At 53.8% G+C, this 26,097-nt stretch carries 24 protein-coding genes; 3 read left to right on the forward strand and 21 right to left on the reverse strand.

All coding sequences use genetic code 11. From position 1 onward, the window contains the following. Positions 1 to 26 precede the first annotated feature (26 nt). Positions 27 to 863: a symmetrical bis(5'-nucleosyl)-tetraphosphatase gene (locus L3K52_01690; GenBank protein ID UOG92461.1), complete on the forward strand. Its 837-nt coding sequence runs from the start codon at positions 27 to 29 to the stop codon at positions 861 to 863. Then, positions 856 to 1,344, forward strand: a complete 489-nt coding sequence (locus L3K52_01695; GenBank protein ID UOG92462.1) for a hypothetical protein — start codon at positions 856 to 858, stop codon at positions 1,342 to 1,344. The genes L3K52_01690 and L3K52_01695 overlap by 8 nt, the downstream gene beginning before the upstream one ends. Here L3K52_01695 and L3K52_01700 read toward each other — a convergent pair. The 19 genes from L3K52_01700 to L3K52_01790 all read right to left on the reverse strand — a co-directional run bounded on the left by L3K52_01700 (position 1,336) and on the right by L3K52_01790 (position 21,515). Next, on the reverse strand, positions 1,336 to 1,833 hold the full coding sequence (locus tag L3K52_01700) for a chemotaxis protein CheW (protein UOG92463.1): 498 nt from the start codon (positions 1,831 to 1,833) through the stop codon (positions 1,336 to 1,338). The genes L3K52_01695 and L3K52_01700 overlap by 9 nt on opposite strands. Further along, a complete protein-coding gene (locus L3K52_01705) occupies positions 1,830 to 5,024 on the reverse strand; it encodes an Hpt domain-containing protein (GenBank protein UOG92464.1) in 3,195 nt (1,064 codons plus the stop codon). Before L3K52_01705 ends, L3K52_01700 begins: the two co-directional genes overlap by 4 nt. Before the next feature lie 47 nt (positions 5,025 to 5,071). Beyond that, on the reverse strand, positions 5,072 to 6,892 hold the full coding sequence (locus L3K52_01710; GenBank protein UOG92465.1) for a hypothetical protein: 1,821 nt from the start codon (positions 6,890 to 6,892) through the stop codon (positions 5,072 to 5,074). Positions 6,893 to 6,905: 13 nt separating this feature from the next. Next, positions 6,906 to 8,045, reverse strand: a complete 1,140-nt coding sequence (locus tag L3K52_01715; GenBank protein UOG92466.1) for a methyl-accepting chemotaxis protein — start codon at positions 8,043 to 8,045, stop codon at positions 6,906 to 6,908. Continuing rightward, positions 8,045 to 8,572, reverse strand: a complete 528-nt coding sequence (locus L3K52_01720; GenBank protein UOG92467.1) for a chemotaxis protein CheW — start codon at positions 8,570 to 8,572, stop codon at positions 8,045 to 8,047. Before L3K52_01720 ends, L3K52_01715 begins: the two co-directional genes overlap by 1 nt. Then, positions 8,565 to 8,951 carry a response regulator gene (locus tag L3K52_01725; protein UOG92468.1) on the reverse strand — a complete coding sequence of 129 codons (387 nt, stop codon included), beginning with the start codon at positions 8,949 to 8,951 and terminating at the stop codon, positions 8,565 to 8,567. Before L3K52_01725 ends, L3K52_01720 begins: the two co-directional genes overlap by 8 nt. Positions 8,952 to 8,961: 10 nt before the next feature. Further along, a complete protein-coding gene (locus L3K52_01730) occupies positions 8,962 to 9,444 on the reverse strand; it encodes a response regulator (protein UOG92469.1) in 483 nt (160 codons plus the stop codon). A gap of 144 nt (positions 9,445 to 9,588) precedes the next feature. Continuing rightward, positions 9,589 to 10,452, reverse strand: a complete 864-nt coding sequence (locus L3K52_01735) for a metallophosphoesterase (protein ID UOG92470.1) — start codon at positions 10,450 to 10,452, stop codon at positions 9,589 to 9,591. Positions 10,453 to 10,467: 15 nt separating this feature from the next. Then, the gene (locus L3K52_01740; GenBank protein UOG92471.1) at positions 10,468 to 11,082 is read right to left on the reverse strand and encodes an NAD(P)H-dependent oxidoreductase; all 615 of its coding nucleotides are present in this window, start codon (positions 11,080 to 11,082) and stop codon (positions 10,468 to 10,470) included. A 71-nt stretch (positions 11,083 to 11,153) separates the two neighbouring features. Beyond that, positions 11,154 to 11,618 carry a DsrE/DsrF/DrsH-like family protein gene (locus L3K52_01745; GenBank protein UOG92472.1) on the reverse strand — a complete coding sequence of 155 codons (465 nt, stop codon included), beginning with the start codon at positions 11,616 to 11,618 and terminating at the stop codon, positions 11,154 to 11,156. Positions 11,619 to 11,707: 89 nt separating this feature from the next. Continuing rightward, on the reverse strand, positions 11,708 to 12,040 hold the full coding sequence (locus L3K52_01750; GenBank protein UOG92473.1) for a rhodanese-like domain-containing protein: 333 nt from the start codon (positions 12,038 to 12,040) through the stop codon (positions 11,708 to 11,710). Between the two features lie 99 nt (positions 12,041 to 12,139). Continuing rightward, complete coding sequence (gene ppx, locus L3K52_01755; protein UOG92474.1) at positions 12,140 to 13,639, reverse strand: exopolyphosphatase; 1,500 nt, start codon at positions 13,637 to 13,639, stop codon at positions 12,140 to 12,142. A 3-nt stretch (positions 13,640 to 13,642) separates the two neighbouring features. After that, positions 13,643 to 14,026, reverse strand: coding sequence for a RidA family protein (locus L3K52_01760; GenBank protein UOG92475.1), 384 nt, complete (start codon positions 14,024 to 14,026; stop codon positions 13,643 to 13,645). 8 nt (positions 14,027 to 14,034) lie between these two features. Next, positions 14,035 to 15,756 carry an HD domain-containing protein gene (locus tag L3K52_01765; GenBank protein ID UOG92476.1) on the reverse strand — a complete coding sequence of 574 codons (1,722 nt, stop codon included), beginning with the start codon at positions 15,754 to 15,756 and terminating at the stop codon, positions 14,035 to 14,037. Between the two features lie 55 nt (positions 15,757 to 15,811). After that, entirely contained in the window at positions 15,812 to 16,030 is a 219-nt protein-coding gene (gene rpoZ, locus L3K52_01770; GenBank protein UOG92477.1) for a DNA-directed RNA polymerase subunit omega, read from the reverse strand. Positions 16,031 to 16,094: 64 nt separating this feature from the next. Continuing rightward, positions 16,095 to 18,269 carry a 3'-5' exoribonuclease gene (locus L3K52_01775; GenBank protein UOG92478.1) on the reverse strand — a complete coding sequence of 725 codons (2,175 nt, stop codon included), beginning with the start codon at positions 18,267 to 18,269 and terminating at the stop codon, positions 16,095 to 16,097. Next, positions 18,266 to 18,640 (reverse strand): response regulator, encoded by a 375-nt coding sequence (locus L3K52_01780; protein UOG92479.1) that lies wholly within the window; start codon positions 18,638 to 18,640, stop codon positions 18,266 to 18,268. The genes L3K52_01775 and L3K52_01780 overlap by 4 nt, the downstream gene beginning before the upstream one ends. A gap of 22 nt (positions 18,641 to 18,662) precedes the next feature. Then, a complete protein-coding gene (locus L3K52_01785) occupies positions 18,663 to 21,314 on the reverse strand; it encodes a sensor histidine kinase (protein UOG92480.1) in 2,652 nt (883 codons plus the stop codon). Positions 21,315 to 21,317: 3 nt separating this feature from the next. After that, positions 21,318 to 21,515 (reverse strand): hypothetical protein, encoded by a 198-nt coding sequence (locus tag L3K52_01790; protein UOG92481.1) that lies wholly within the window; start codon positions 21,513 to 21,515, stop codon positions 21,318 to 21,320. A 131-nt stretch (positions 21,516 to 21,646) separates the two neighbouring features. Between L3K52_01790 and L3K52_01795 the strand changes: the two genes are divergently transcribed. Then, a complete protein-coding gene (locus L3K52_01795) occupies positions 21,647 to 24,505 on the forward strand; it encodes a toll/interleukin-1 receptor domain-containing protein (GenBank protein UOG92482.1) in 2,859 nt (952 codons plus the stop codon). 75 nt (positions 24,506 to 24,580) lie between these two features. Here L3K52_01795 and L3K52_01800 read toward each other — a convergent pair whose 3' ends face one another. Then, complete coding sequence (locus L3K52_01800) at positions 24,581 to 25,426, reverse strand: nucleotidyl transferase AbiEii/AbiGii toxin family protein (protein ID UOG92483.1); 846 nt, start codon at positions 25,424 to 25,426, stop codon at positions 24,581 to 24,583. After that, positions 25,419 to 26,054, reverse strand: a complete 636-nt coding sequence (locus L3K52_01805; protein ID UOG92484.1) for a hypothetical protein — start codon at positions 26,052 to 26,054, stop codon at positions 25,419 to 25,421. Before L3K52_01805 ends, L3K52_01800 begins: the two co-directional genes overlap by 8 nt. Between the last annotated feature and the right edge of the window lie 43 nt (positions 26,055 to 26,097).

The raw sequence follows: 26,097 nt of genomic DNA on the forward strand, positions 1-26,097 counted from the left end.
AACAGGTACATTAAACAGGTAAACACATGGCTACTTACGCAATCGGTGATTTACAGGGGTGTTATGACCCACTCATGCGCCTTTTGGACAAACTGCGCTTTGACCCTCGGCAAGATACGCTGTGGTTTGCCGGGGATTTGGTGAATCGCGGCAAACAATCGCTGGAAACCTTACGCTTTGTACGTTCCCTGCGGGATGCGGCGGTGTGTGTTTTGGGCAACCATGACATCAGTTTGTTGGCGACGCATTATGGGCTACGTAAAGCGCACAAAAGTTTACAATCATTGCTGGATGCGCCCGATTACTCCGAATTGATTACCTGGTTGGCGCAACGCCCGCTGTTGCACGTCGATACCCGACTAGGGTACGCCATGAGCCATGCAGGAATTTCCCCGCAGTGGGATTTAGCCACCGCGCAAGCTTGCGCCCGTGAAGTTGAAGCCGAGCTTAGCAGCCCCCGCGCCGCCGACTGGTTAGCACGCGTTTACGGCGACCAACCGGATACTTGGAATCCGGCGGACAGTCAGCCAGACCGCCACCGCTACATCCTCAATGCATTCACCCGAATGCGCTATTGCCGAGCGGATGGCAGCCTCGAATTTGAGGCCAAAGGCAATCCGTTTGAGGCGAATAAATCAGCGATTGTAACCACGACGGAACTTATTCCGTGGTTTAACTATCCAATGAAACATATTCTGGGTGTGACCGTGTTATTTGGGCATTGGTCTACTTTGGGGTATCATAATGAAAATTATGTCATTGCGCTGGACACAGGCTGTGTATGGGGCGGTCAGCTCAGCGCCATTAGAATCGATATAAAAAATCAACAACCTAACTGCATTCGATGTGACGACTATGGCTGATGAAAAAAAAGACACTGAACCCAGCAGCTACGCTGGTACTGTAAAAGTAGCAATCCGTGGGCGCGATTATTACGTGCATATTTCCGCGCCCATGCCGATGATGTCCTTGGAAGATTTGCAAAAAGGGCTGGAACGTAATCGTGCGATTATCAAAGCCAGTCAAGAAAAAATGCGTGATATGTTTGTCATGGAGGCGTTTGAATACGCCGCACCTTGGACGCTGAACTATGACAGTCCCACCCAAGATGCGATTCAAGCGCACATCAACATCAATATGCTCGTGCCACTGATCAACCTCAAGGGCGGCGCTGCCAGCTATGACAAACCCGAAACGTTTCCGGTCAAACAACGGATCGAAATGATGCGCAACGTTGCTGAAAAAAGCGTATTCGTGGACAAAATGCTCAATCAAAACACCATGAACACCGGCATTGCCATGACATTTATGCTCGTGGTGGTATTAGCACTGGTGCTACTCTGAGAGCACGGATTCGGGCTGTTCCGCCGTCAGTTGCAACACTTCGGCGACAACCGCTTCAATCGTCGGCAAATCAGGGATGAAACACAGCAAATGTGAGGCGCGTACTTGGCGTGCCACATACGGGCAACGCTGCACATTGCCGCTGTGATCATCGCGCAAGGTATCCGGCAAAATATCCAAGGTGTTCAAGCCGCCCTGCACCCGCAACGCAATAAACGGCAAAGCGGGCAAAGCGGAGACCGTGTGCAAAATCAGGCACTTACCTTCATCCGATTCACCTGCCGCGTCTTGCATACACAGGGACTCCAGCGACACCACCGGAATTTGCCGGTTACGCCATTGTAACCAGCCTTCCAAACCCGGATGTTCCGAGGGCGTTAGTTCGCCACCTGTTACCAATTCTGCCATCAAATTGACTGGCAAGATCAAACTGCCGTGATGCAGGCGCACGATCAAGCTTTTGATCGCAGGTTGTGGTGTGGGGTTCATGCGGGTTGATTCTCCCATTCGTGGGTATTGTTGGCGTCATGCCCACTGGCTAATACCTCTTGCAAAGCATCCAGCAGCACGTCGTTTTGGTAAGGTTTGCCGAGGAAGCCCGTAGCGCCCAACGATCCGGCATGTTCGCGGTGTTTTTGCGCAGTACGCGAACTGATCATAATCACCGGCAACCGCGCCCATTGCGGGTCACGTCGCAGATGCCCCAGCAATTCAAAGCCATCCATGCGCGGCATTTCAATGTCCAGCAACACCGCATTCGGCTGGAATTCGGCAATGCGTTCCAGCGCCTCCATGCCGTCTTTCGCCGTCAACACCGTGTATTCACGGCTATTGAGGAATTTTTCCGTGACGCGGCGCACCGTAATCGAATCATCCACCACCAACACCCGTGGCGGCCCGCTGGGTTCTGCCGGTGCGGGCATTTCTTCAATAGCAAGTACCGGCGGCAAGGCGGAAGCGGTTTCCGCCAAGCGTGCCAATTCTGCCATATCCGGCACCAAGTATACGCTGCCATCCGGTGCTACCGTGGCTGCCGAATACAAACGGCAACTTTTGAACAAGGTTCCCAAGGGTTGCAACACCACTTCGCGCCGCCCGCGAATGTGATCAATAATCCACGCCAAAGCGCGTCCCTGCCACTGAATAAACACCACCGGGAAACGTTCATCAGCCGCGAACACCGGCTCCACCCGTTGCCCACCCAAGACTTCCGCCAGATGATGCAAAGCGTAAGCTTCCCCCGCAAACATCAGTTTGTCTGCATCCGCTTGCAGCGCGGCGTGAAGCTGTTGCCCAGACAAACGCGCCAGCCCTTGCACCCCCGTAATCGGCAAAGCATACACTTGGGTTTGCACTTCAACCAACAACACCGGGTTCACCACCAACGTAAACGGCAAATGCATCGCAAACGTCGTGCCTTCACCGGGCGTCGAACTGATTTGCAAACTGCCCCCCAAGGCTTTGAGTTCGGAATGCACCACATCCATGCCGATGCCACGCCCTGAGATTTGGCTGATGGTTTCAGCGGTCGAAAAACCGGGGCGCAAAATCAGCCGATCCAATTCCGCTTCGGGTAATTCCAGCCCTTTGCCGACCAAACCCATTTCGATAGCACGCTGCCGCAAACGTTCACGGTTCAACCCCCGCCCGTCATCACGGAAACGGATCACGATTTCATTGTCATCGCGGCTAATGGTCAAGGTAATGTTGCCGGTAGGCGCTTTGCCCGCCTGTTCGCGCTCTTCTGGGGTTTCCAAACCGTGCGAAATGGCGTTACGGATCAAATGCTCCAGCGGCGCCGTCATGTTTTGCAACAAATTACGGTCGAGTTCGCAGTCTTCGCCTTGCACCTCCAGCGCGACTTGCTTGCCCAATTCACTCGCCACTTGCCGGGTCAAACGGCGTAAGCGCGGCACTAACATGGTGACAGCCACCAAGCGCGTATCCAGCAAATCGCGCTGAAGTTTGCGGGTGGTGCGCATATCGGCTTGCAATAATTGCTCACCTTTGCGCACTTGAGCGGCTAAATCCACTTCCAAATTCACCAAATCGTTCAAGCTTTCCGCCAGTGAACGCGAGATGCGTTGGACTTCGGCGTATTGATCCATTTCCAACGGGTCAAAACCGGCAGCATTAGTGCTCGTTTTGCTGGCTTGCAAACGCTTGCTGCGCCCATCGTGAATGCGGGCTTCGCTTTCCACTTCCAAGGTACGGATTTGCTGACGCAAACGTGCCACGGTGCGTACCAATTCATCCACGTCCATCCCCATGCTGCTGAGGTGTTCGGACATGTGTACTTGTTGCACATTGAGTTCCACCACACGGTCGATCAGGTTATCCACAAACAAAGCGGGCAAACGGATGGTTTCGTGCGGGTTACTGACATTGGCGCTGCTGGAGGGGGTCGCATCCGGGGCAGGTGTGGGGCGAGAAGTGCTATCCAGCACACTAATATCGGGCAAACTGTCCGCTTGTTCTTGCAACAAACGCTCCAGCAAACTGCCGGATTCGGCCTGTGCAGCACGTTGCCGCACCCAAGCATCCGCTATCGGCGCAGGCATTGGTGCAACAAGCGGCGCTACTGCTGCGAGATTTGGCGGTTCTGCCACAACTGGCGTTGCCGGTATCATGCTAATGGGCGACGTATTGACGGGTGCGTTCGGTTGATTCAAGGCTTCCGTCAAGGTGTGCAAGCGATCAACCGCGACTTGCAAGTGCTCAATATCCGCATCCGATACCCGTCCAACCCCGTGCAAATGGCTTAACAGGGTTTCAGCGTCATGGCTGACATCGGCTAGTGAAGCCAATTGCGCCATGCGTGCGCCCCCTTTGAGGGTGTGAAATTCGCGTTCGAGTTCGCGGATAATGTCGCGCTCTTCCGGGGATTCCCGCAAATTTTCCAGATTACGGTCGAGCGCCTGAAGCTGTTCGGGGACTTCTTCCCAGAACAATTGCCAAATCATCCGCGATTCGGCATCGGCTTCCGCTGCATCATCGACTTCCGGTGCGGATTCTGGCGCTGGTTCCAGCGTCGTCACAAAATCAAATACAGGTTCGGAAGCAGGTGTAGGAACACTTTCCGGCTCAATATCACTAATGAAATCAAGCACTGATTCGGGTTCGGGCGCAGGAACGCTTTCCGGCTCAATATCACTAATGAAATCAAGCACAGGTTCAGGTAGCAGTTCGGGCAACGGTTCGGGTAGCAGTTCAGGCAACGGCGCGGGTTTTACGATAGGTTCTGCGGCGGAAAAATCCCACGTTTCCAGTGGCGCGGCTTCTGGCGGGAGTAAGACCGTTTCGGCTTCAGCAATGATGCGTTCAACCCGTGCATCTTTTTGTGAGGCGTTCAGGAAAAAATCGAGTCGCGCCCGCAATTCCTGCACCGCTTTGCCAATTTGCACGGAAACGCGCTCATCGGCTTTCAACTGTCCGCTCATGACATGATTCAATAAATCTTCGTGAATCCACGCGAAATCACCCAGTGCAAACGCTCCCGCCATCCGCCCACTGCCTTTCAGGGTGTGAAAAGCACGGCGGATTTCCACCAAAGCTTCGCGATTGGTTCGCGCCTTGTCCCATTGCGGGTAAAGCGTTTCCAGATTCTCACTGATTTCGGTCACTTCTTCGCTGAAAATCTCGAAGATGTCTTCCCCCAACGCTTCCCGCAACGCTGACATGGCGGGGAGTGCGGGCGGCGGCGGTAACGTGACCGCTGTTTCAGCGTCTACGCGGGAACTAATGTCGGCTGGATCGGCATCCGTAAGCGTTGCAGTAAAGTCGATGGTGTGCGCTGTTGCGCTTTTTTTTTTGCCTCAACGTTCGCTTCCAGCGCGTCGAGATTCACATCATTCAACAGATTCAAATCGCTGGAATGATCCAACTCTCGCAGTTTGGCAAACCCAGTCGGTAACAACGACAAATAATCTTCCTGATGCAACCGTGCCGATACTGACGCTTCAAACAGGGTCAGAATGTCCGCAAACGTCGACAATTCATCCAAGGATGGCTGGCGCTGGTGTGCCAATAAATCTTCGCGCACGTAGCGCACCGCCGTATCCACCAGCGGTAACAATTCGCTCGTTCCCGCAATCGTCAATGCGCCACTGATGTTTTCTAATAAGGTCGCCACATCTTCCAAGCACACGAATGCCCAACCTTCTTTGTAGAACGCCACCATGCGGGTTTGCGCACGGCTCAATTCCGTCAGCGTTGAGCGCAACAGGCTGCGTTCATCCGAAGGGTCGGGAGTATCATTGTCTGGGCTGAAAATGGTTTCGGTTAAATCGTGTCCGGTTTCGGCGTATTCGCTGAGAACCTTTTCCAAACGGGCGTAGTGGGTACTAATCCCCAACATGGCTTCTAAATCTTGCGCCGTGCCGCTGGCTAAACGCTCTTTTAACGCTGTGGCTAACCCAGAAGTCAGGTTGCCTGCTTGCCCCAAGCCCAACATTGCCAAGGTGCTGGCAAGATTTTCGGTTTTATCCGCGAGTTTACCCAGCAATTCGGGTTGGCGTTCTTGGTCTTGCATCGCATCGAGAATGCTTTGCAAGTTACGCAATTCTTCGGTGACAGAAGCAGCCACCGCCCGCCACATATCACGCCCCGGTGTGGTGTAATAATGGCGCAATTCATCCAAGGTTTCGCCTTGTGGCAAATACAAATCCAAGTGATACGCCGCTTTGACTTTATCGGCAATCGCCGCGCCGGGTTCAGCTAACCCAATGTAGTACAAAAGGTTTTTAATGAATTCGTCCGAAAGCACGCGGTCATAACGGGCTTCACCCATCTCGGCAAACCGGCGAATTTCACGCTCCAAGCGTCCCACCAACATTTTGACGGCAGTACCCTGTTCCAAGCGCCCGTGTTCCAGCGCATCGGTCAAACCGGAGGCAATCCACCACAACGAACGCAAGCGCTGGCTGCGGTTGAGCTTAATCATATTGTCAGTGACTTTTCCCGCCGCCTGCAACATGCGTTCGGGTTGTTCCTGACGAAACCAGCCCAGCAAAGCTTTTTGTAAGAAAAAGCGTAATTTGGTGCTGACCTGCTGTAATTTTTCCAGCGGCAATGCCACGTATTCACTCGTGCCAATCACCGCATCACTGGCATGACCGTCTTCTGGCAGGAAAATCAAATGCTCAGACAGCAATTCCGCATCGCGGGAGGCGCGTAAATTATTCAGCGTTGGCAACACAATCACCGGCAAATCGGCATAGCCTTCCTGCAAATGTTTGAGGTATTCCGACAATTGCAGCAAACCTTCGGCAACCGCATCTTGCGCCGCACGCAGGTTTTCCACCCGATCTTGAATCAGAGCATCCAACAACAGCACGAGTTCACGGCTGAGCATGGAGACACCGCTGGCATCCAGTATTTCTAACACCCCATTCAAGTGGCGGCAAGTTTCACGGCTGGCACTTAATTCACTCTTGTCCGTCGTCTCGGTGTAACGCCCAAAGGACTGCCGTGCTTGCTCAATTGCCAGCTCCGTGTCTTTGATGATCCACCCAAGACGGCTTGCCAAACTTGATTTATCCGAAATCATATTGCACCTGTCATTATTGTTTTTCTTCGGCGAGATTGAAATCCGCGATAGCACCGCGCAAATCAGCCGCTGTCGCATTCAGATCCGTGACCAGATCCCTGGTTTCTTCACTGTAACGGGCGGTTTGCTGGGTGATTTCCTGAATCGCACTCATGGTATTCACCACTTGACCCGCCATATTCGCCTGTTTGCCTGCTGCCTCGGAGATATTACCGATCAAACGTGCCAGACCCACGGTAACATCTTCCACTTCATCGAGCGCAGCACCGGCTAATTCGGCATTCCGGGCGCCATCCACCACTTTTGCCGTGGTTTCTTCCATCGACGCCATTACTTCGCTGGTATCGGCTTGCATGGTACGAATCAGCACATCAATCTTGCGGGAAGCCTCCCCCGCTTGTTGCGCCAATTGCTGCATTTCATCCGCCAAGCGCCGAAAACCCGCATTGCCTTGGGCGCTGCCGCTCATCGCTTGGCTGGAGCTGGTTTGAATCGACGCATTCAGTGCCAGAATATTCGTCTGTTCCGCAATGTCATTCATCAGGCGTACAATATCGCCCACTTCCTGCGAACTTTCCCCCAAGCGTTTCAGGCGTTTGGAAGTCGCTTGAATTTTTTCGCGAATCGCACCCATGTCCGCAATCGTGGCACGCACGGTATGCGCCCCCGCTTGCGAAATATCCAAGGATTTGCGGGCAACGTCGGTGGAACTCGATGCGTTGCGCGACACTTTTTGAATGGATTTCGTCATGGTCGCAATGGCGGCGGTAACAACCCCAATTTCCTGCGCTTGGCGAGCCGTTGCCCCGGCTAAACTGTTGATGCGCGTATCGGCATCCTGCGCAAAGCCCGTCAGACGGTGCGAGGTCATATCCACCCGCAATACCAAGGTTTGCAAGGCATCCACCGCGTAATTGACCGCATCGGCAATCGCCCCCGTCACGTCTTCCGTCACCGTCGCCCGCATGGTCAAATCACCATCCGCCAGTGAACTCATTTCATCCAGCAACCGCAATACCGCTTGTTGTTGCTGGCGGGCTTCACCCGCTGACTGCGTATGCATTTGGCGTTTCAAGTGCAGTAATAACACCCCCATCACCAATAACAGCAGCAGCAATACCGCAATAATAATCTGGTAAGCCAGCAGATTCATTAGCGCATCTCCCCACTTTCCAGTGCGGCCACCAATTTGAATGCCTCCAGCACCGCGACGGGCTGATCATCCAATAGCAACCATTGGCGCGTAAAGCGTAGCCAATCAGCCGCTAACGCTGGCGGCGCAGCACACACCGGGGTATCCGACCAAATATGCCGCACACCTTCAAAATTACCCGCTTGTAAGCCGAACCACTCTTGCGAACCCCGCACCACAAACGCCCGCCCTAAGGTGGTCGTGCGCTCTTTTCCCAGCAATAAACCCGCCACATCCACCAGCGTCACCAGTTGAGCGCGGCAATAAATCACCCCATTAACCCACGCAGGCACGCCCCGCACGCCCGCAACACTGGCTGGAGTCACCACCTCTTCGACTTGATCACAAGGAATCAGGCACAACAAATCGCCGACGTGCACCTGAAAGCCCGACCATTCCTGCAATTCTTGCGCGTGATGTTGGCGTGAACGGCGTTTTTTTTCGCGCAACAAAGCCAAGCCCGCCAGTAATTCGTAAGGATTAGCCATGTTTGCCAGCCTGAGTTGCAAACTGCGCAATGGTTTCCAACAAGACTTTGGGTTCGACCGGCTTGACCAAGTAAGCTTTCGCCCCTTGCCGCAATGCCCATACCCGATCGGTTTCGGTGGATTTGGAACTGCATACCACGATGGGAATGTGCGCCGTTTCAGGGGAACGGGTTAATTCGCGCGTGGCCTGAAACCCATTCAGCAAGGGCATCACCACATCCATCAGGATCACATCCGGCTGACGGGCTTTGGCAACATCAATGCCTTCCTGACCGTTGCAGGCAACGCTTACCTGATAGCCCTTCTTTTCCAGCAATGCGGTAAAAATACGGGATTCAGTCAACGAATCGTCGATGATCAGTACATGCAGCCCAGACATAACATCCCCCTTACTCGTCAATCAGATCAATAAAGGGAAGCTGGTGCGTTTCTGGTTCCGACTCTGCCAATGGCTTAGGCGCTTCGGGTAACTTGACGTGCGTGTAAATAGCCGCCAGCAAATCGTCTTTGGTAAACGGTTTGGTTAAATACTTATCAGAACCCGCTAAACGCCCCCGCGCCATGTCAAAAATGCTGTCTTTGCTCGATAACAGGATAACCGGCGTGTCACGGTACTGGCGGTTTGCTTTGATGAGAGCGCAAGTTTGATAACCATCCAAGCGTGGCATCATAATGTCTACGAAAATAACATCCGGTTTAAAGGAGGCTATTTTTGATAAGGACTCAAAACCATCACCGGCAGTCACCACCCAGCAGCCTTGCTCAGTGAGTAACACTTCAGCCGTGCGCAAAATGGTTTTGCTGTCATCCACGACGACAACTTTCAGGCCGGTCAGGTCGCGTTCAGGCGCATTATTTAGGGTATCAGGCATATTCACACTTTAACCTAGTTCGTTGTTTTTGTAATTATTACAGACTAACCGACCTACTGAGCAAGCGTGCGCTTACCGAAGGACTTTATGCTCAACAGTTTACCCAACGCAGCGCCCGAATACCCAAGCATTTCAGACAAACTGTCATGCCGCTAAGGAATAATAATCGCCAGCCACCAAGGTAACATGGGTAATTTCCGGCGAACAATTCCGGCGAATCGGCAAGCCGGTAGAGCCAATCCCGCGACTGGTATAAACCCACGACTCATTCACCCGATACAGCCCCTGCACGTATTTACGCCCCAAGTACGGGCGGATAAACGGCTTACCCGGTTTGAGTTGCACTTGTCCGCCGTGCGTATGCCCGGATAATTGCAACGAGATACGGGTATCATCCGCGTACCAATCCAGCATATCCGGCTCATGAGCCAGCAATACCACCGGCTTGTTACCGCGTAATTTATCCAATGTCGCCTTAATGTCAGGTTTACCGAGCCAACCATCGTCAATGCCCGCCAAATGAAACACGCCACCACTGTGCTGAATATCCAAGCCTTCATTGCGCAACACCGGAATTCCGTGCTTGGCGAAGGTGGCTTCAATCAATACCGGGTCAGTTTTAATGTCGTGGTTGCCCATGACCGCAAACACGCCGTAACGCGCATTCAGCCGCGCCAACACGGGCACAAGATCGAGAATGTCTTCGCCGTCATGCCACACGTAATCGCCGGTTAATACGACCAAATCCGGGTTGAGGGCGTTGGTTTTTTCCACCGCCCGCTCAATGTGTTCGACCTGTGTGTACGGGCGCAAATGCATGTCGGTGAGCTGCACAATGGTGAAACCCTCCAACGCTGGCGGCAAGTTTTTCACCGGAATTTCCACAAATTCTTCCACCAGCCAACGAATTTCATTGGTGCGTTCCGCGTGGCGATCATCGTGGAAATAACTCAGCCGCCCAATGCGGTTAAGTACCCGCTGGGGAGCCATTGCCGCTGCTTTCAACATGCTAGTAGCCTCTGGTTACATGCCGAAACGGAACACATCCGTTTCAGTCACACCGGATTCGCGCACACTTTTCAGTGCCGTTGCATAAGCGCAGAGGATCCCCCCGGCATACACAATACGCTCACGGAAATAAGTATCCGCTTCCGGTTGGTTTTGTGTCGGATCCGCATTGAGGACAGACTCCACATTGCGCACAATCAATTGTTCGGGGATGTAGCAAACACGGTTATTTTTGTAACTGCTCATCCGCAACTCTGCCACGGGGTAAGCGCCACCATCGGAGGAGGAAACCGCCACAATCAAAGCCGGTTTGTGCGCGAGTTCGCCCGCGCCCCACAGCAAAAAGAAATTCTTTAGCCCCGCCGGTACTTGCCCGTGCCATTCCGGGGCAATGATGACAAACCCATCACTGGCTGCCAGTTTTTCCGATAAAGGGTTGAGTAATGCCTGCCAGTTAGCATCGCCGTTCCAAATGCCTTCATCCCACAGCGGCAACGGGTTGCCTGCCAAGGAAAACACTTCCGTCGCGGTTGCTTGCTTATTATCCAGCAACGCTTGCGCGATGTGATGCGCTACTTTGTCGCTTTGCGAATGGTTGCGATGGCTACCGCTAATAATCATAATTTTCATACTACGCCTTCTCCCAGTAAAAAGCCGGGATATACCCGGCTTTTTCGTGACTGTCTAATAACCTTCGGAAATCAGATGTACAAGCAAATGTCGGCATCACCCGCGAAATCGAAGAACATCGCCGCACCTGCGTATTCCACATCGCCAATGAACTCCTTGGTATCCATCTCGAACAGGTCAACCGTCATTTGGCACGCGATGAATTTGACATCAGCTTCCTGACACAGTTCACGCAATTCCGCCAAATCCGCCACGCCTTTGTCCGCCATTTTCTTTTTCATCATGGAGGTCATCACGGCCTGCATACCCGGCAACGCCTGCATCAGGACTGGCACTGGGAATGGCATTGGCATACCCGGATTACCCAATGGGCTAACTTGCAGGTTCAGGTTTTTCTTCAACAATTGCAGGCCGTAGAATGTGAAGAAAATCTGTACGTCATAACCGAGTGCAGCCGCAGTGGATGCTAAAATGAACGGAGGGTAGCCCCAATCCAATGTACCTTTCGTTGCGATGATCGCCAGCTTTTTGCTCATGCTTGATGTCTCATGATAAATTGTAACTCACAGGTCAATAAGACCCACCTCTCTCAAATACCCTTCTGACTATAACAGAATTCTCTTATTTAGGCAGCGTTTGGTAACACAACTTTCATACCTGACTGATACCACGCGATAATTCCACCGCGTAAGTTCACCGCTTCGATGTCGGTATTCTGTGCTAAAAACATACAGGCTTGAGCCGAACGTGCACCGCTACGGCAATAAAACACGAGCGTTTCATCCTTGGGGAGGTCATTCATACGCAATGGCAGGGTGTGCAAGGGCATGAATTCTGAGCCTTCGATAATGCCCTGCGCCACTTCCGAGGCGGAACGCACATCAATTAAGCGGACTTTTTCACCGGAATCCAACATTTTTTGCAAACCAGCGGCGTCAACTTCACGAATTCCAAACATAAACAACCCTACATTCAAAGAAATATTAAAACTTAATGATATTCTAATGGAGATGGGGGCGCTGTCAAGTTATGCGCCGCAGAATTCAGCGATTACGGGTCAAAACACCAGATCAACCTTCACCGCTTTCAAAAACACCTGTTCGCGTTCCAAATCCGCCAGCAATAACGGCTTTTTCGCGCGGATGTCATCCGCAAAACGCAACTCAACCCGATTATTACCCACGCGAAGCCGTTCAATATGCGGCGCCACTTCTTTATGCGAACGGTGCAATAACACCGCCAAGCGCAGCAATACACACAGATACAAGGCATTCTGATAGTCTTTCGCATCCAACAAGCCAAACAATTTGCTGGAAAATTTTTGGCGGTGGGTGCGCACTAACACACTCAACCAGCGCTGCTCTTCGTTGGAAAATCCCGGTAAATCGGCATGTTCCAGCAAATAGCCACCGTGTTTGTGGTAGCTAGAATGCGACACTGCCAGCCCCAATTCGTGCAAATCCGCTGCCCAACCCAACAATTCCGCCAAATGGCTTGGCAATTTCCAATCATCGCGGCAACGGTTGAACAATTTAAGCGCGGTCAAATGCACTGCCGCCGCATAGCCCTGATCAACTTGAAAACGCTGCTGCCAAGCCCGCACCGTCTTATCACGAATATCATCGTGCTGGTAACGTTCCAGCCGGTCGTACACCAAGCCTTCGCGCAAAGCCCCATCAGACACCAACATTCGGTCGATTTTCAGTGCCTCAAATACCGCAATCAGCACCGCCAAACCACCGGCAAACACCGGCTTGCGCTCCTCACTCAACCCCGGCAATTTCAGTTTGTCGATATGCCCCGCCTCGATCATCATGTCACGCACGCGGTACATGTGCTCCAAGGTAATGCCGTAAGGCGCAAGCCCGATTTGCTGAATCACCTTTTTCACCGCACGAATGGTGCCAGATGCGCCGGTTGCCGATTCCCAACCAATCGCCCGGTAAGCGGCTTTGATCGGGCGTAACTCCAGCAAGGCTGCCGTAATCGCTTTATCCCAACACGCTTTCACCAGCTTGCCATCGGGGAAGAATGCCAAGGTGCTGCTGACACAGCCCATGCGCAAACTTTCCAAATGCAGCGGCTCGAAACCCTGACCAATGATCAGCTCGGTGCTGCCACCGCCAATATCCATCACAAAACGCTTGCCTTGCTGATCTTTAGCGAGGGAATGTGACACACCGAGGTAGATCAAACGCGCCTCTTCGCGCCCACTGATCACCGCAATCGGATGCCCCAACGCCGCTTCCGCCCGGTGCAAAAACTCGCGGGAATTTTTGGTCAGGCGCAAAGTATTCGTGCCAACGGCGGCTACATTTTCCGAGGGAAAATCGCGAATCCGTTCCCCAAAACGCCGCAGGCAATCGACCGCCCGCTGTTGCGCCTCCAGACTCAAATTGCCTTTCGCATCCAAGCCGCCGCCCAAGCGCACCGGCTCACGCAAGCGATCAAGGATAGTGACTTGCCCGAATGCATCAATCTGCACCACGATCATGTGGAAACTGTTCGACCCCAAGTCAATGGTTGCCAGCTTGTACGGCATTTGCCCGTTCGTCATGGCTTAGTCCAAGACCATAATGGCATCGACTTCCACGTCTGCGCCGCGCGGCAATGCGGCGACGCCAATCGCGGCACGGGCGGGGTAAGGTTCCACAAAATATTCTGCCATCACCTGATTCACGACGGGGAAATTCACCAAGTCGGTCAGAAAGACATGCACTTTCACGCAATCATTCAGCGAACCACCCGCTGCTTTCGCCACAGCGGACAAATTATCAAACACCTGACGCACTTGCGCAGCAATATTACCCTCCACCATTTGCATCGTGGCGGGAACCAGAGGAATTTGCCCGGACAAATAAACGGTATCGCCCACCCGTACCGCTTGCGTATACGTGCCGATCGCCTGTGGCGCGTCAGGCGTAGAAATGATGGTCTTGTTCATGGAGTTCCTTATTTCGTCAATTTGCTTACATCTAATACATTCGGTATATGTTTTAGCTGACGAATGACTTCTTGTAAATGCCCTTGATCATCGACTTGGATGGTAAAAGCATCTTGCTTGATACGCCCCTCGCCACTGATCTTCAGATCAACGATATTCACATCCAAACCGTCTAGGCATTTGGTAATTTGGCGTAACATGCCTTTGACATCGCGCACCTCGATCACAATACCGGCTAACAGCTTTTGCCCCACGCCATTTTCGCCCCATTCAGGCAATGCATCGTGTTGACGCAACCAACTGCGAATCGCATACAACGCCTTGCTCGTCTTCACGAAATTCAGCCAACTCACCTCTGGACTCGGCTTATCACCGCAGATAACTTCAATCGTCGCCATATTATTCGGCACACGGCTGCGCAAGGAACGTTCCACGCCGTCGACTTTGGCTTTCACGCAACGATGCCCTAATTCGGTGTGCACCGCGTAAGCAAAATCCACCAAGGTCGCACCACGCGGCAATTCTTTGACATCGCCTTCGGGGGTATAGGCGTAAATCTCGGTCTGGAACATATCGCCTTGCATCGCTGCGTAAAACTCATCCGAATTTTGCGCCTGACTATCGAACGCCTTAACCTGTTCGACCCAGCCGTCGAAAACCCCTTGGGTGTAAGCACGTGTCCCGGAAGCGTGATTCCAACGCGCGGCAACCCCCAATTGCGCCACCTGATACATTTCGCGGGTTTGGATTTGGAAACGCACCACCTGCCCATTGGATGCCGTCACCGTGGTTTGCAATGACTGAAAACCATACGCTCTGGGTGCGGCAATAAAATCCCTGACCATGCCCATGCGCGGCTTGAATAAACTGTGAATAATACCCAGAGCGCGGTAGCACTCTTCTACTTCAGCGACTTGCACGCTGATTTCCAGCAAATCACACTGCTGGCGGAAACCGACTTTTTTGCGACGACACTGCTCATACACCCGGAACAGGTTTTTTTCCCAAACCAGCGCGCTGCTCCCCGGAATGCTGACATCTAGCGCATCGGCGGTACTTTTGAAGATTTGCTCATGCTTCTCTTCATTTTCTTGCAGATACTTCTCCAGCGCCCGCTCCATAATGCTGCTGCGCCAAGGGTACAAACCTTGAAACGAGAGCCACTGCAATTCGCGGCGGATAATATTCATCCCCATGCGCCGCGCCAAGGTCACGTAGGTCGTCGAAGTTTCCCGTGCCACCCGCCGCCGCTTGTCTGGCTCAAGATTGCCCAAGGTTTTCATATTGTGCAAACGATCGGCTAATTTAACCAACACCACCCGGAAATCCTGGGTCATCGCCTGCATCATTTTGTGGTAACTGGCAATCGTCACCGCCTGTTTGGTCGGCAATTCATCGTTACGCTTTAACTTGGTAACACCGCCAACCAAATGCCCCACCGTAGACCCAAATTTCTCCACGATTTCTTCATTGGTGCAATCGGTATCTTCGGGAACATCGTGTAATAAGGCCGCACAAACGGTATCCACATCCAGGTACCACAATGCCAGCGTGCGGGCGACTTCCAAAGGGTGGGTGATATAAGGGGTAACTTTGTCGGCACGCATCTGGCCTTCGTGCTTTTCCGCCGCCAACAAAAAAGCATCGTAGACTTTGCGCGAATCGGTAGGCGTCATATAACGCTCAACCAACTGCATCAGATTATTGGCGCGGAACACATCAGGTCGCATTATTAACCTCAAAAAAATACCCACTCAAAGTAGCAGTGGGTATTCTTTATCCGTCTTAATCGTCGATTGCGGCGGTGGCAATCACCACTGGTTTCTGCACCAGCAAACCTTCCGCAATTTCGCGCAAGGCAATGACAGTCGGCTTGTCGCCTTCATCTGCCACCAGCGGTTGTGCACCGTGGGAAATGTCACGGGCGCGTTTTGCCGCCTTCAATACCAATGCAAAATTGTTATCAACATGCTGTAGGCAATCTTCAACCGTAATACGTGCCATCTTGGTTTCGCTCTAAAATTTGATTAATCAGATAAGCTAAGCTGAATCCAAGCCAAGGTCAACCCTAATATTTCAACCGCGCATAATACGTTTTCTGCGCCGCTTCCCGCGCCTGCCCCAGCGTATGAATCCCCCTTTCCGCCAGCAACGGAATCAAGCGCATAAACACCTCCGCCGTCGCCATCGCATCCCCCAACGCGGTATGCCGCCCCAAAATATTGATATTAAAGCGCTCGGTAATCGCCTCCAACCGATGCGATTCTTGATTGGGATGCACCACCGCCGACAGCAACAAGGTATCCATCACCGGATGATCAAACACCATCCCCGTCACTTTTTCCTTCACCTGCAAGCAACGCATATCAAACGCCGCATTGTGCGCCACCAACACCGTATCTTGCGCAAACTGATGAAACGCCGGTAACACCTTGTCAATCGTCGGCTGCCCGCGCACCATTTCCGGCGTAATCCCATGAATCGGAATCGTAATCGCTGGAATATTGCGCTTCGGGTCAACCAACTGGTCAAAGTTTTCGTGGCGCAACAGCTTGCCATTCACAATGCGCACTGCCGCAATCTGAATAATTTCATCGCCATTCGCTGGGTCTAGCCCCGTGGTTTCAGTATCAAACACCGTGAACGACAACTCGCTCAACTTGCTGTCTTCCAAGGAACGCGATTGCGCCGAGGCTTGGAACAAATCGAAATCGTAGTATTCCGGGCGGCTTTCATTGCGCACCACGCTGCTCGTTTCCAACTGCTCCTGCGGCGCTGCCAACGGTAATAAGAAGCGGAAAAATACCGTGCCCGTCTCCGCTTCGCGTTCAAACCAGAACGCCCCGCCGTGGCGTTCCACCACATCCTGAATCGTTAGCGAGGTATCTTCACCCCCCGAACGCATCGGATCATGTTCCCAACCCGGCACGACTTTATCGGTCAACTTCGCGGCACTCGGTATCCAACACAAATCCAATTGCGCCCGACCCGTCCCCATGCTCAAGCGCAATTGCACCGTATTAATCACGCATTCCTGCCGCAAACGTTCCGCCAAATACGACAAGGCTTGCAACAATGAAAAACTTTCCACTTTAAGCCACAAGGAATCATCGACCTCAGTCGCCACCACCGCCAACCCACCCAAGGCTTCGATACGCCGAATCGCCGCTGCCACCAAATCCGCCCCCAACATGTCTTCCAGCGGCCAGCGCAAGACGGTGCTATCCAACGCCGACGATTTCAGTTCTCGCAAGCGCGTCCCCAAGCCTTCGGTTTCTTCGCGCAATACCGCCAGCAAACGCTCATGCATGTCCGGCTCAAGATCGGGGTATTCCAACACCTCCAACGCCGCCTGCATATTGCCCAGCGCGGCGCGACTGCGTTCCGTCAACGTATGTAAAATATGATCTTGGCGGGATTGCGCCTCAAATTCACGGGTAATATTATCGAGCATCAGCACAAAACCCGTCATTTGCGCCGCTTCATCAGCACTTTGCACCGAACGTACCGGAGCCATTTGCGCCCGCAATAACTGCCCCGTTTGCGTCGTGGTAATGAATTGCGCGGAAGGCGCAGATGCACCGCGTTGCAAACGGTGCTGAATATTTTCCAGCGCGTGCATTACCAATTTGCGATCAAACACGCCGTAAACCGAACGTCCCAAGCCAATCAATTCGCCGCCACCCGCCACACCGGGCGCTTGCGACAACGCCCTAAACTGCATCCGCGCCCGATTGTTATACAGCAAAATGCGCCCATCCAGATTGCACACCACCACGCTTTTGGTCAGCTCCGACATCAATGCTGCCAGACGGTTTTTTTCCTGTTCGGTATTGCGTGCCGCTTCTTGCACCCGCGCATCCATTTCATCGCGCAAGGCTTCGCGCTGTTGCACCAATTGGTTAAACAAATCCGCCAAGCGCCGGTTTTCAATACTGCCCGTCGGCACAAGCTGGCGCTTCACATCGGTTCCCAGCAATACCTGCGCCTCTTCCGCCAAGCGTGCCGGAGCCGTCATGAAATACGACACCAAGAAACGTAATGCCGAACCCACCGCAATCAACGACACTGCCCACATCAACAGCAGCAGCATAATGCGCTCGCCCAGCGTATTTTTGAGAATGGTGCGCCCCGCGTCATCCAAGGTTGACCAGATCAAACCGCCCGTTGCCCCCAACCACACCAAGCAAATCAACCCAATCAGCGCAATGCCGAGCGCAACCCGTTTATCAAAACGCCTCATGCTTGCGCCCCCAACAAGTCACGCACTTTTTGCGCCAATTCCTTAGTGGAAAACGGTTTGGTCATGTAATCATTCGCGCCCATTGCCAGCCCTTTGGCGACATCGGTATCGCGCCCTTTCGCGGTCAGCAACACAATCGGCAGCGCCTTAAACGTCTCATTGGCACGGATTTCGTGGCACACCTCAAAGCCGGTCTTTTTCGGCATCATCACATCCAGCAACACCAAATCAGGGTGTTCGCGCTCAATCAACTCACACGCCTCCTGCCCATCGTGCGCCACCACCACCCGATAGCCTTCGCGCTTCATCAGATATTCGAGCGAAATCAAAATATTCGGCTCATCGTCCGCAATCAGTACGGTTTTTGTCATGTTATGCTCCTCTCTCCATTTTTCACCTCGGCAAGAAAAAGCCGAAACACGCGCCTTTGCCTTCCTCCGACTCCAGCCACATGCGCCCACCAAAATGCTCCACGATTTGGCGGCTAATCGGCAAACCCAGCCCCGTGCCTTGCACCGAACCGGACTCATTATCCACTTGCCTAAATTTTTCAAACACCAGCGCGTGTTTATCCGGGGCAATGCCCACCCCATTATCCGCCACCGTCACCGTGACACCCGCAGGTGCATCTAGCAAACGCACCACAATTTCACCCTGCGACACCGGCACAAATTTCAGCGCATTCGACAACAAATTCAGCACCACCTGCACCAAACGATCCGCATCCGCCCGCAACAGCGCAACACTCGCGGGCAATTCGGTATGCAAGGCAATCTGGCGTTCGCGGCACGTTCCCGCCACGCTATTCACCGCTTGTTGCACCACATCACGCATGTCCACATCGCTGTTGTGCCATTCGGCATGACCCGCTTCAATCTTCGCCATATCCAGCACTTGATTCACCAAGCGGCTGAGGCGTTCGGTTTCCGCCACCACAATCCCAAGGAATTGCTGACGTTGCCCCACCTCCATTTCCGGGTCATCCTGCATCATCTCGGAAAGCGCACGGATCGAAGTCAGCGGGGTGCGCAATTCATGGGTAACGGATGACATAAAATCATCCTTCAAATGATCCAGACTTTTGAGCTTTTCGAGCGCAATCCGCAACTCGGAAGCCTCTTCCAACATCCGCATCACATCATCCAGCTCCAGTGCCTCTTCCTCTACCACCGAAGCCACCATTACCCGTGCGGATGCGCTGCCAATCGCGCCCGTTAATTGCGTCTCGACGAAGTGTACCAGCTTCGCATCGGCGGGTATTTGCCCTATGTCATGCACACCCACTTGTTGCGCGTACTGGGCGAATAATTGTTCCGCACGGGTTTCGCCCAAAAAACGCCCCATCAAATGCAATAAATCGGTGACTTGCGCCTGCCCCTGCCAAAACACCGGATGCGTGGTGCTGGTGCGATGAAACACATCCACAAATAGCAAGGCTTGGCTGGCTTCACGCGCGGCGGGGCGTTGCCACAACGATACCCACACATACGCCGTCACATTCGCAAACAAGCTCCAAAACAGCGAATGCGTGAGGTAATCCAAGCCATTCAGCCCCAAAAACGCTTCTGGCTTCAGCCACGCGATTCCCCACGGCCCTTGCTGCAAAAAGTCCGTCGAGACCCAACCGGATTTGGCTAAGGAGGGCAACATTAAAGTATACGCCCACAACACAAAGCCCAGCAGCAAACCCGCCAATGCGCCATTGCGCGTCCCACCTTTCCAATACATCCCGCCCAATACGGCTGGAGCAAACTGCGCCACTGCCGCAAAGCTAATCAGCCCGATACTCACCAGCGCATAAGCTTCGCCCGCCAGATGAAAATACAAATACCCCAGCAACAAAATCAGAATAATCGCCACGCGGCGGATGCCCAAAATCAACCCCGTCAAATCCCCGCCGGAACGCTCCCCAAAGCGCCGCGTGCGCAATAACAACGGCATCACCAAGTCATTGCACACCATCGTCGATACTGCAATAGATTCCACAATCACCATGCCGGTTGCCGCCGACACGCCCCCGACAAACGCCACCAATGCCAGCCAGCCAGCCCCCTGCGATAATGGCAACGACAGCACAAACGTTTCCGGGTTCACCGTTCCCACCCCGAAGTACAACAAACCACCCAACGCAATCGGCAACACAAACAGATTGATCAGCAACAAATACAGCGGAAACACCCACACCGCCCGGCGCAAATGGCGTTCATCCACATTTTCCACCACCATCACTTGAAACTGGCGCGGCAAAAACACCACCGACAACATCGCCAGCAGCGTCAACGCAAACCACTGCGAATACGCAAACGGCTTACCCTGATCCAACGCCAACAACGGTTTCAGGTCAGCGTTTGCCAAGGCTTGACTAAAAATATCGCCCATGCCATTAAACATGCCGTAAGTGACAAATAACCCCACCAGCAAAAATGCCAGTAATTTCACCACCGACTCGAACGCAATCGCCGCCACCATGCCTTCGTGACGTTCGCTGCTATCCAGATGGCGCGTCCCGAACACGATAATGAAACCCGCCAGTGCCAACGCTAGGTACAAGGTACTGTCTTCCCACCACTGTGCCGGAGCGTGCAACGTTTCCCCCAACGGCAAGGTCAGCACCGCGTAGCCGCTGGCAATCGCCTTCAATTGCAGCGCAATGTACGGCACGATACCCACCACCGTAATCAACGTCACCAAACCCGCCAGCAACGGGCTTTTGCCGTAACGACTCGCCACAAAGTCTGCAATCGAGGTAATCCGGTAGGTTTTAGCGATGCGGATCATTTTACGCACCACCACCCACGCCAAGATCATCGCCAACATCGGCCCCAAATAAATCGGCAGAAACCACACCCCCGCACTCGCGGCTCGCCCCACGCTGCCAAAATACGTCCACGCCGTGCAATACACCGCCATCGACAACGCATACACCCACGGGCTGGCAATGATCGAACGCCCCGCTTCGGCGCGTTTATCGCCGATGTATGCCACGGCGAAGAGGGTCAGTAAATAGGCAAATGTGACACCGATGACTAGGATGGGGGTTAGCATGGGTTAGTCCTCACCCGTTTCCATAATCCACGCGAGGGCGGCGATTAGGATCAGCCATACGCTGAATAATCCTAGTGGGAACAGGGGGATGCCCCAGACTTGCACGTCGTGATCCCACAATGCCAGTAGCGGGAAATTGAATAGGGCAACGCCTGCCATGAAGAGGGCGAGTAGGCGTTGGGGTTTGATGCCTTTTAGCATTAGGTTTCCTCCTCGTTCTGTTGATGCGTTAGGTTAAGTGTAGCGAATTAGCAGCGCTTCTCTGGATTTCTTATCGCGGCACGTCTATAAACTGTTCATCTTGTTTCATTATGCACACGCAGGGCTTAGCTGTGGCAAAAATCTTCATCAGTCATTCCAGCAAAGACAAGGCAGAAGCACTCCAGATCATGCATTGGCTGAAAAGCCAAGGCTTTGAATCGCTATTCCTCGACTCCGACGCACGGCATGGCATTGCGGCGGGGAGCGAGTGGGAAAAAGTGCTGTACCGCGAAATCCAGCGTAGCCACGCGCTGATTTGCCTGCTCAGTGATCATTGGCTGGCTTCGCAGTGGTGCGGGTTTGAATTCATGCAGGCGCGTGCCTTGGGCAAAACCATTTTCCCGCTGCGCATCCAGCCCGGCTTGCAAACCACAGTGGCGGCTGACCTCCAGCACCTTGACCTGACAAAAGATCGTGATGATGCGCTGCAACGCCTGCACGCCCAGCTTACCGAACTGACCCTCACGCTTCAGCAACGCTTTGACTGGGACAAAACCCGCCCGCCGTACCCAGGTATGTTGGCGTTTGAGGCGGAAGATGCGCCGGTATTTTTCGGGCGTGACCACGAAACCAACCAGTTGCGCGAACGCCTCAACCAGCACCGTACTTTGGGCAATGCCAGTGTGCTGCTGATGCTGGCGGCTTCCGGTGCGGGCAAATCCTCGTTGCTGAAAGCCGGGTTATTGCCGCGTTTGCGCCGCGACACCCGCCACTGGCTGTTACTGGAAGCCTTGCGCCCGGAACGCGAACCGCTGCGCAAACTGGCGCAAGTGCTGGCAACCGCCAACGGCACACCACAACACGCCGCCGAGCTTTACGCCCAATTGCAGGGTGAACAGGCATTGCCCGCCCTGCGCGATTACCTTGAGCAATTGCGTACCCCCAATGCTCAATGGGATGCCACGGTGTTGCTGAGCATTGACCAAGCCGAAGAGTTGTTCACCACCGCCGAGCCGCCACAAACCCAAGCCCTGTTCCAACTGTTGCTGGCGGCACAACAGGCAAAACTGCCGCTGCTGACCCTGATGGCAATGCGCAGCGATTATCTGGCAGCCTTGCAAGCCCAAGTGAGTGAAACCGGCGCACTGGAAACCAGCCTGTTCGCGCTTGACCCCTTGCCGCTGGAGCGGGTCAGCGATCTGATCCGTGGCCCTGCGGGGGTGGTGGGGCTGACGGTGGAAGACGGTTTGGTGACTGCCGCCACCCGCGATGCGGCTACCGCTGATGCATTGCCGCTGCTGGCGTTTGCCTTGCGCGAACTGTACGAACGTTTTGGCGCGGGCGGCGACCTGACGTTGGACGAATACCAGCGCCTCGGTTCTGAGCACCTCAACCCGCTGGAAAATGCGGTGCAGCACAAAGCCAGTGCCGCCATTCAGCCCGACCGTTTGGGTGAGGCAGCACAGCAAGCCTTGCGTGATGCCTTCATTCCGCATCTGGTACGGGTCAATGACGCGGGCGACTACGTGCGCCAAGCGGCGGATTGGGAAGCCTTGCCTGCCGCTGCTCACCCGCTGCTGGACAAACTCACCAATGCCCGCCTGCTGGTGCAACGCAGTGCCAACGGCATCAAGCGGGTGGAAGTGGCGCACGAAGCCCTGTTGCGCCACTGGCAATTGCTCAACGGCTGGCTGCGCGAAGAACACGACTTCCTGCTCGGCAAGCAACAACTCGAACACAGCCTGCGCGAGTGGCAACACCTGCCCGACACGCACAAAGACAAGGGGCTGTTGCAGGGCATTACGCTGGAACGGGCGCGGGAATGGCTGTTTGCCAACCGCTCCGGCTTGAGTGCAGACGAACGCGCCTACATCCAGCACAGCCACCAAGCCGAAGAGCAGCGGCAACAACGTTTGGAGGCGATGTTGCGGGAAGCCAACACCCTGATCAACTTCATCAACTTCGACCTGCGCGACAAGCTCAAACCCATCGGGCGGCTCGACATCATGCAGGACATCCAGTCACGGGTAACGGCTTATTACCGCAACCTCGGCGATAGCGTCCAAGGCGACGATTTGGAACGACAACGCGCCGTTGGTTTTGGTCAACAAGCCGACACACTGGCAGCCCAAGGCAAGCTACCGGAAGCCGAAAAGCTGTACCGCGAAGCCAGCCAATCCTTCCAGCAACGTGCCGACAAAGATTCCAGCAATACCGACTGGCAAAGCGACCTCTCCGTCAGCTTGGAAAAGATCGGCAACATCCTCAAAGCGCAGGACAAGCTCGACGACGCCAAAGCCGTGTTTGAGAAAAGCATGAACATCCGCCGAACGCTCGCGGACAACGACCCCAGCAATGCTGAATGGCAACGCTATCTCTCCGTCAGTCTTAACAAGATCGGCGAAATCCTCACAGAGCAGGGCAAGCTCGACGACGCCAAAGCCGTGTTTGAAAAAAGCCAGACCATTGCCCAAACGCTGGCGGACAACGACCCCAGCAATACCGGATGGCAGCAAGATCTTTCAGCAAGTCTTATCTGGATTGGAACTATTCTTTCAAATCAAGGAAAACTTGATAAATCTAGGGCCGTGTTTGAGAAAAGCATGAACATCCGCCGAACGCTCGCGGACAACGACCCCAGCAATGCTGAATGGCAACGCTATCTCTCCGTCAGTCTTAACAAGATCGGCGAAATCCTCACAGAGCAGGGCAAGCTCGACGACGCCAAAGCCGTGTTTGAAAAAAGCCAGACCATTGCCCAAACGCTGGCGGACAACGACCCCAGCAATGCCGGATGGCAAACCGATGTGGTGATTTTACATTTCAAATTGATGGGTATTGCACAACAAAATGGTGAAACCAAAGTAGTCCGCACACACCTTGAGAAGGCATTGGCAATCCTGAAACCATTGGAGGAAAAAGGCTTGCTGCACGGGCAGCAGCAACAGTGGATTGGGATTATTGAGAAAACGTTGAAGGAACTGGAGTGATTGCCTGAACCTGGCTTCGACTCCGCTCAGCCAGCGCACGTGCCGTTGCCTGAGCGTAGTCGAAGGCAACATCGCCTAACCCAACCGCTCTACCAACCCCTGAAAATACCCCTGCGACCAGATTTCCAGCCGTTCCGTGTGCTTGATAAAACGGGCGACATCTTCCTTAGCTTGCTGGAAATCGACCTGCTCAACCCGTTGCCGCAGCAGTTCCCGCACCTCCTCCACACTCACGCTGTCCCGTCCCACGAGCTGCCCGCTTTGCTGGGCGCGTTGCAAAAAGTGGCTCAGGTGAACCCGATGCCCATGCCGCACATACCATTCAAAATCATACCAGTCGCGCCCCTTCACCCGGTTTTGCCACCGCCGGTACAGCAGGGCGTGCAGTTTGCCCGCGAACAAGTCGCCAATCTGGAAACATTTCACGTAAAACGAAAACGGCAGCATCAGCAACTTTTCTTCCGTGCCGAACCCCAACGGCGGCTGGGTATCGACTTCAAACTTAATCTTGATCGGGCGCGGCGGCGACCAGCTTTGGGCGTATTCCCCCTGAATCTGCAACAGGTGGATAGCCGTATTGCTTTTCAGAAACGCCGACTCGACCGCCGTCTGCCGGGTTTTCTGTTTGGCAGAAACCTCCACCTGAATCCCCAGCGCATGGAATTCCTTGCGGATGGCGGCAAAATACGGTTCCAGCGAAAAATTCGCGTCGGCTTGCAGCAGGGAAAAATCCAGATCTTCCGAAAAGCGGTCAAGTTGATAGAAAATCCGCAAGGCTGTGCCACCGTAAAAGGCCGCTTTCTGGAAGAAACCACCGCGATACAGCCCCGCCAGCGCGATTTCCTGCATGACTTCGCGCAACGCCTGATAGTGTGATTCTGCATCAGTGATCGGGTAACGTTGGAGCATGGCTTCAATCATGCTGCAATGCCTCCACCCACTGGCACAGATGCGCCAACATCGCCGTTTTGTAACCACTCTGGGCGCAGGTTTGTAAACGGACAGCATCAAGATTGTACAAATCGCTTTCCTCCAACCGCAAATTTTCCAACAGGTAGTCTTGCATGGCACTGACCGACTGAATCCGCAGTCCGGGGGTAGCCACCAGCACATCACACAGGGCTTTTTCCGGGGTAGCCGCCATGAACGCCACATCCCCTTCCTGCACAAAGGTCAAACCAACGGCGTAATAGCGTGCCGGAATCGCGGCATAACTGAACCTGCCCAACGCGGTGCTGACATGGCGGGAACGTTCCAAACACATGGAGGTAACCTCTTCCACCCGTTCGGTCATCCAGCCGTAATACGCCAGCATCCACTCGCGGGAAACGTAGCTGGGGCCATGCAAGTGATTGGCAGCCAAGCCGCGAGACACAGACCAAGCCGCCTTGCCACCCAAGGTGTACAAGCCTTTTTTCAACGGCAGCAGCTCGGCTTTAGCCAGCATTTCGCTGATTTTGTCGTTCGGGCGAGCGTAATCCTTCAACAGGGCGGTGAGGGTTGAATGATTGAAAATGTGACCTTGCCGGGGGATTTGTACGCTGTTCATGCTGATGATTATAGTCAATTTTGAGAGCTTAGTCGGATTATTT

Source organism: Candidatus Thiothrix sulfatifontis (assembly GCA_022828425.1).
Classification (GTDB): domain Bacteria; phylum Pseudomonadota; class Gammaproteobacteria; order Thiotrichales; family Thiotrichaceae; genus Thiothrix; species Thiothrix sulfatifontis.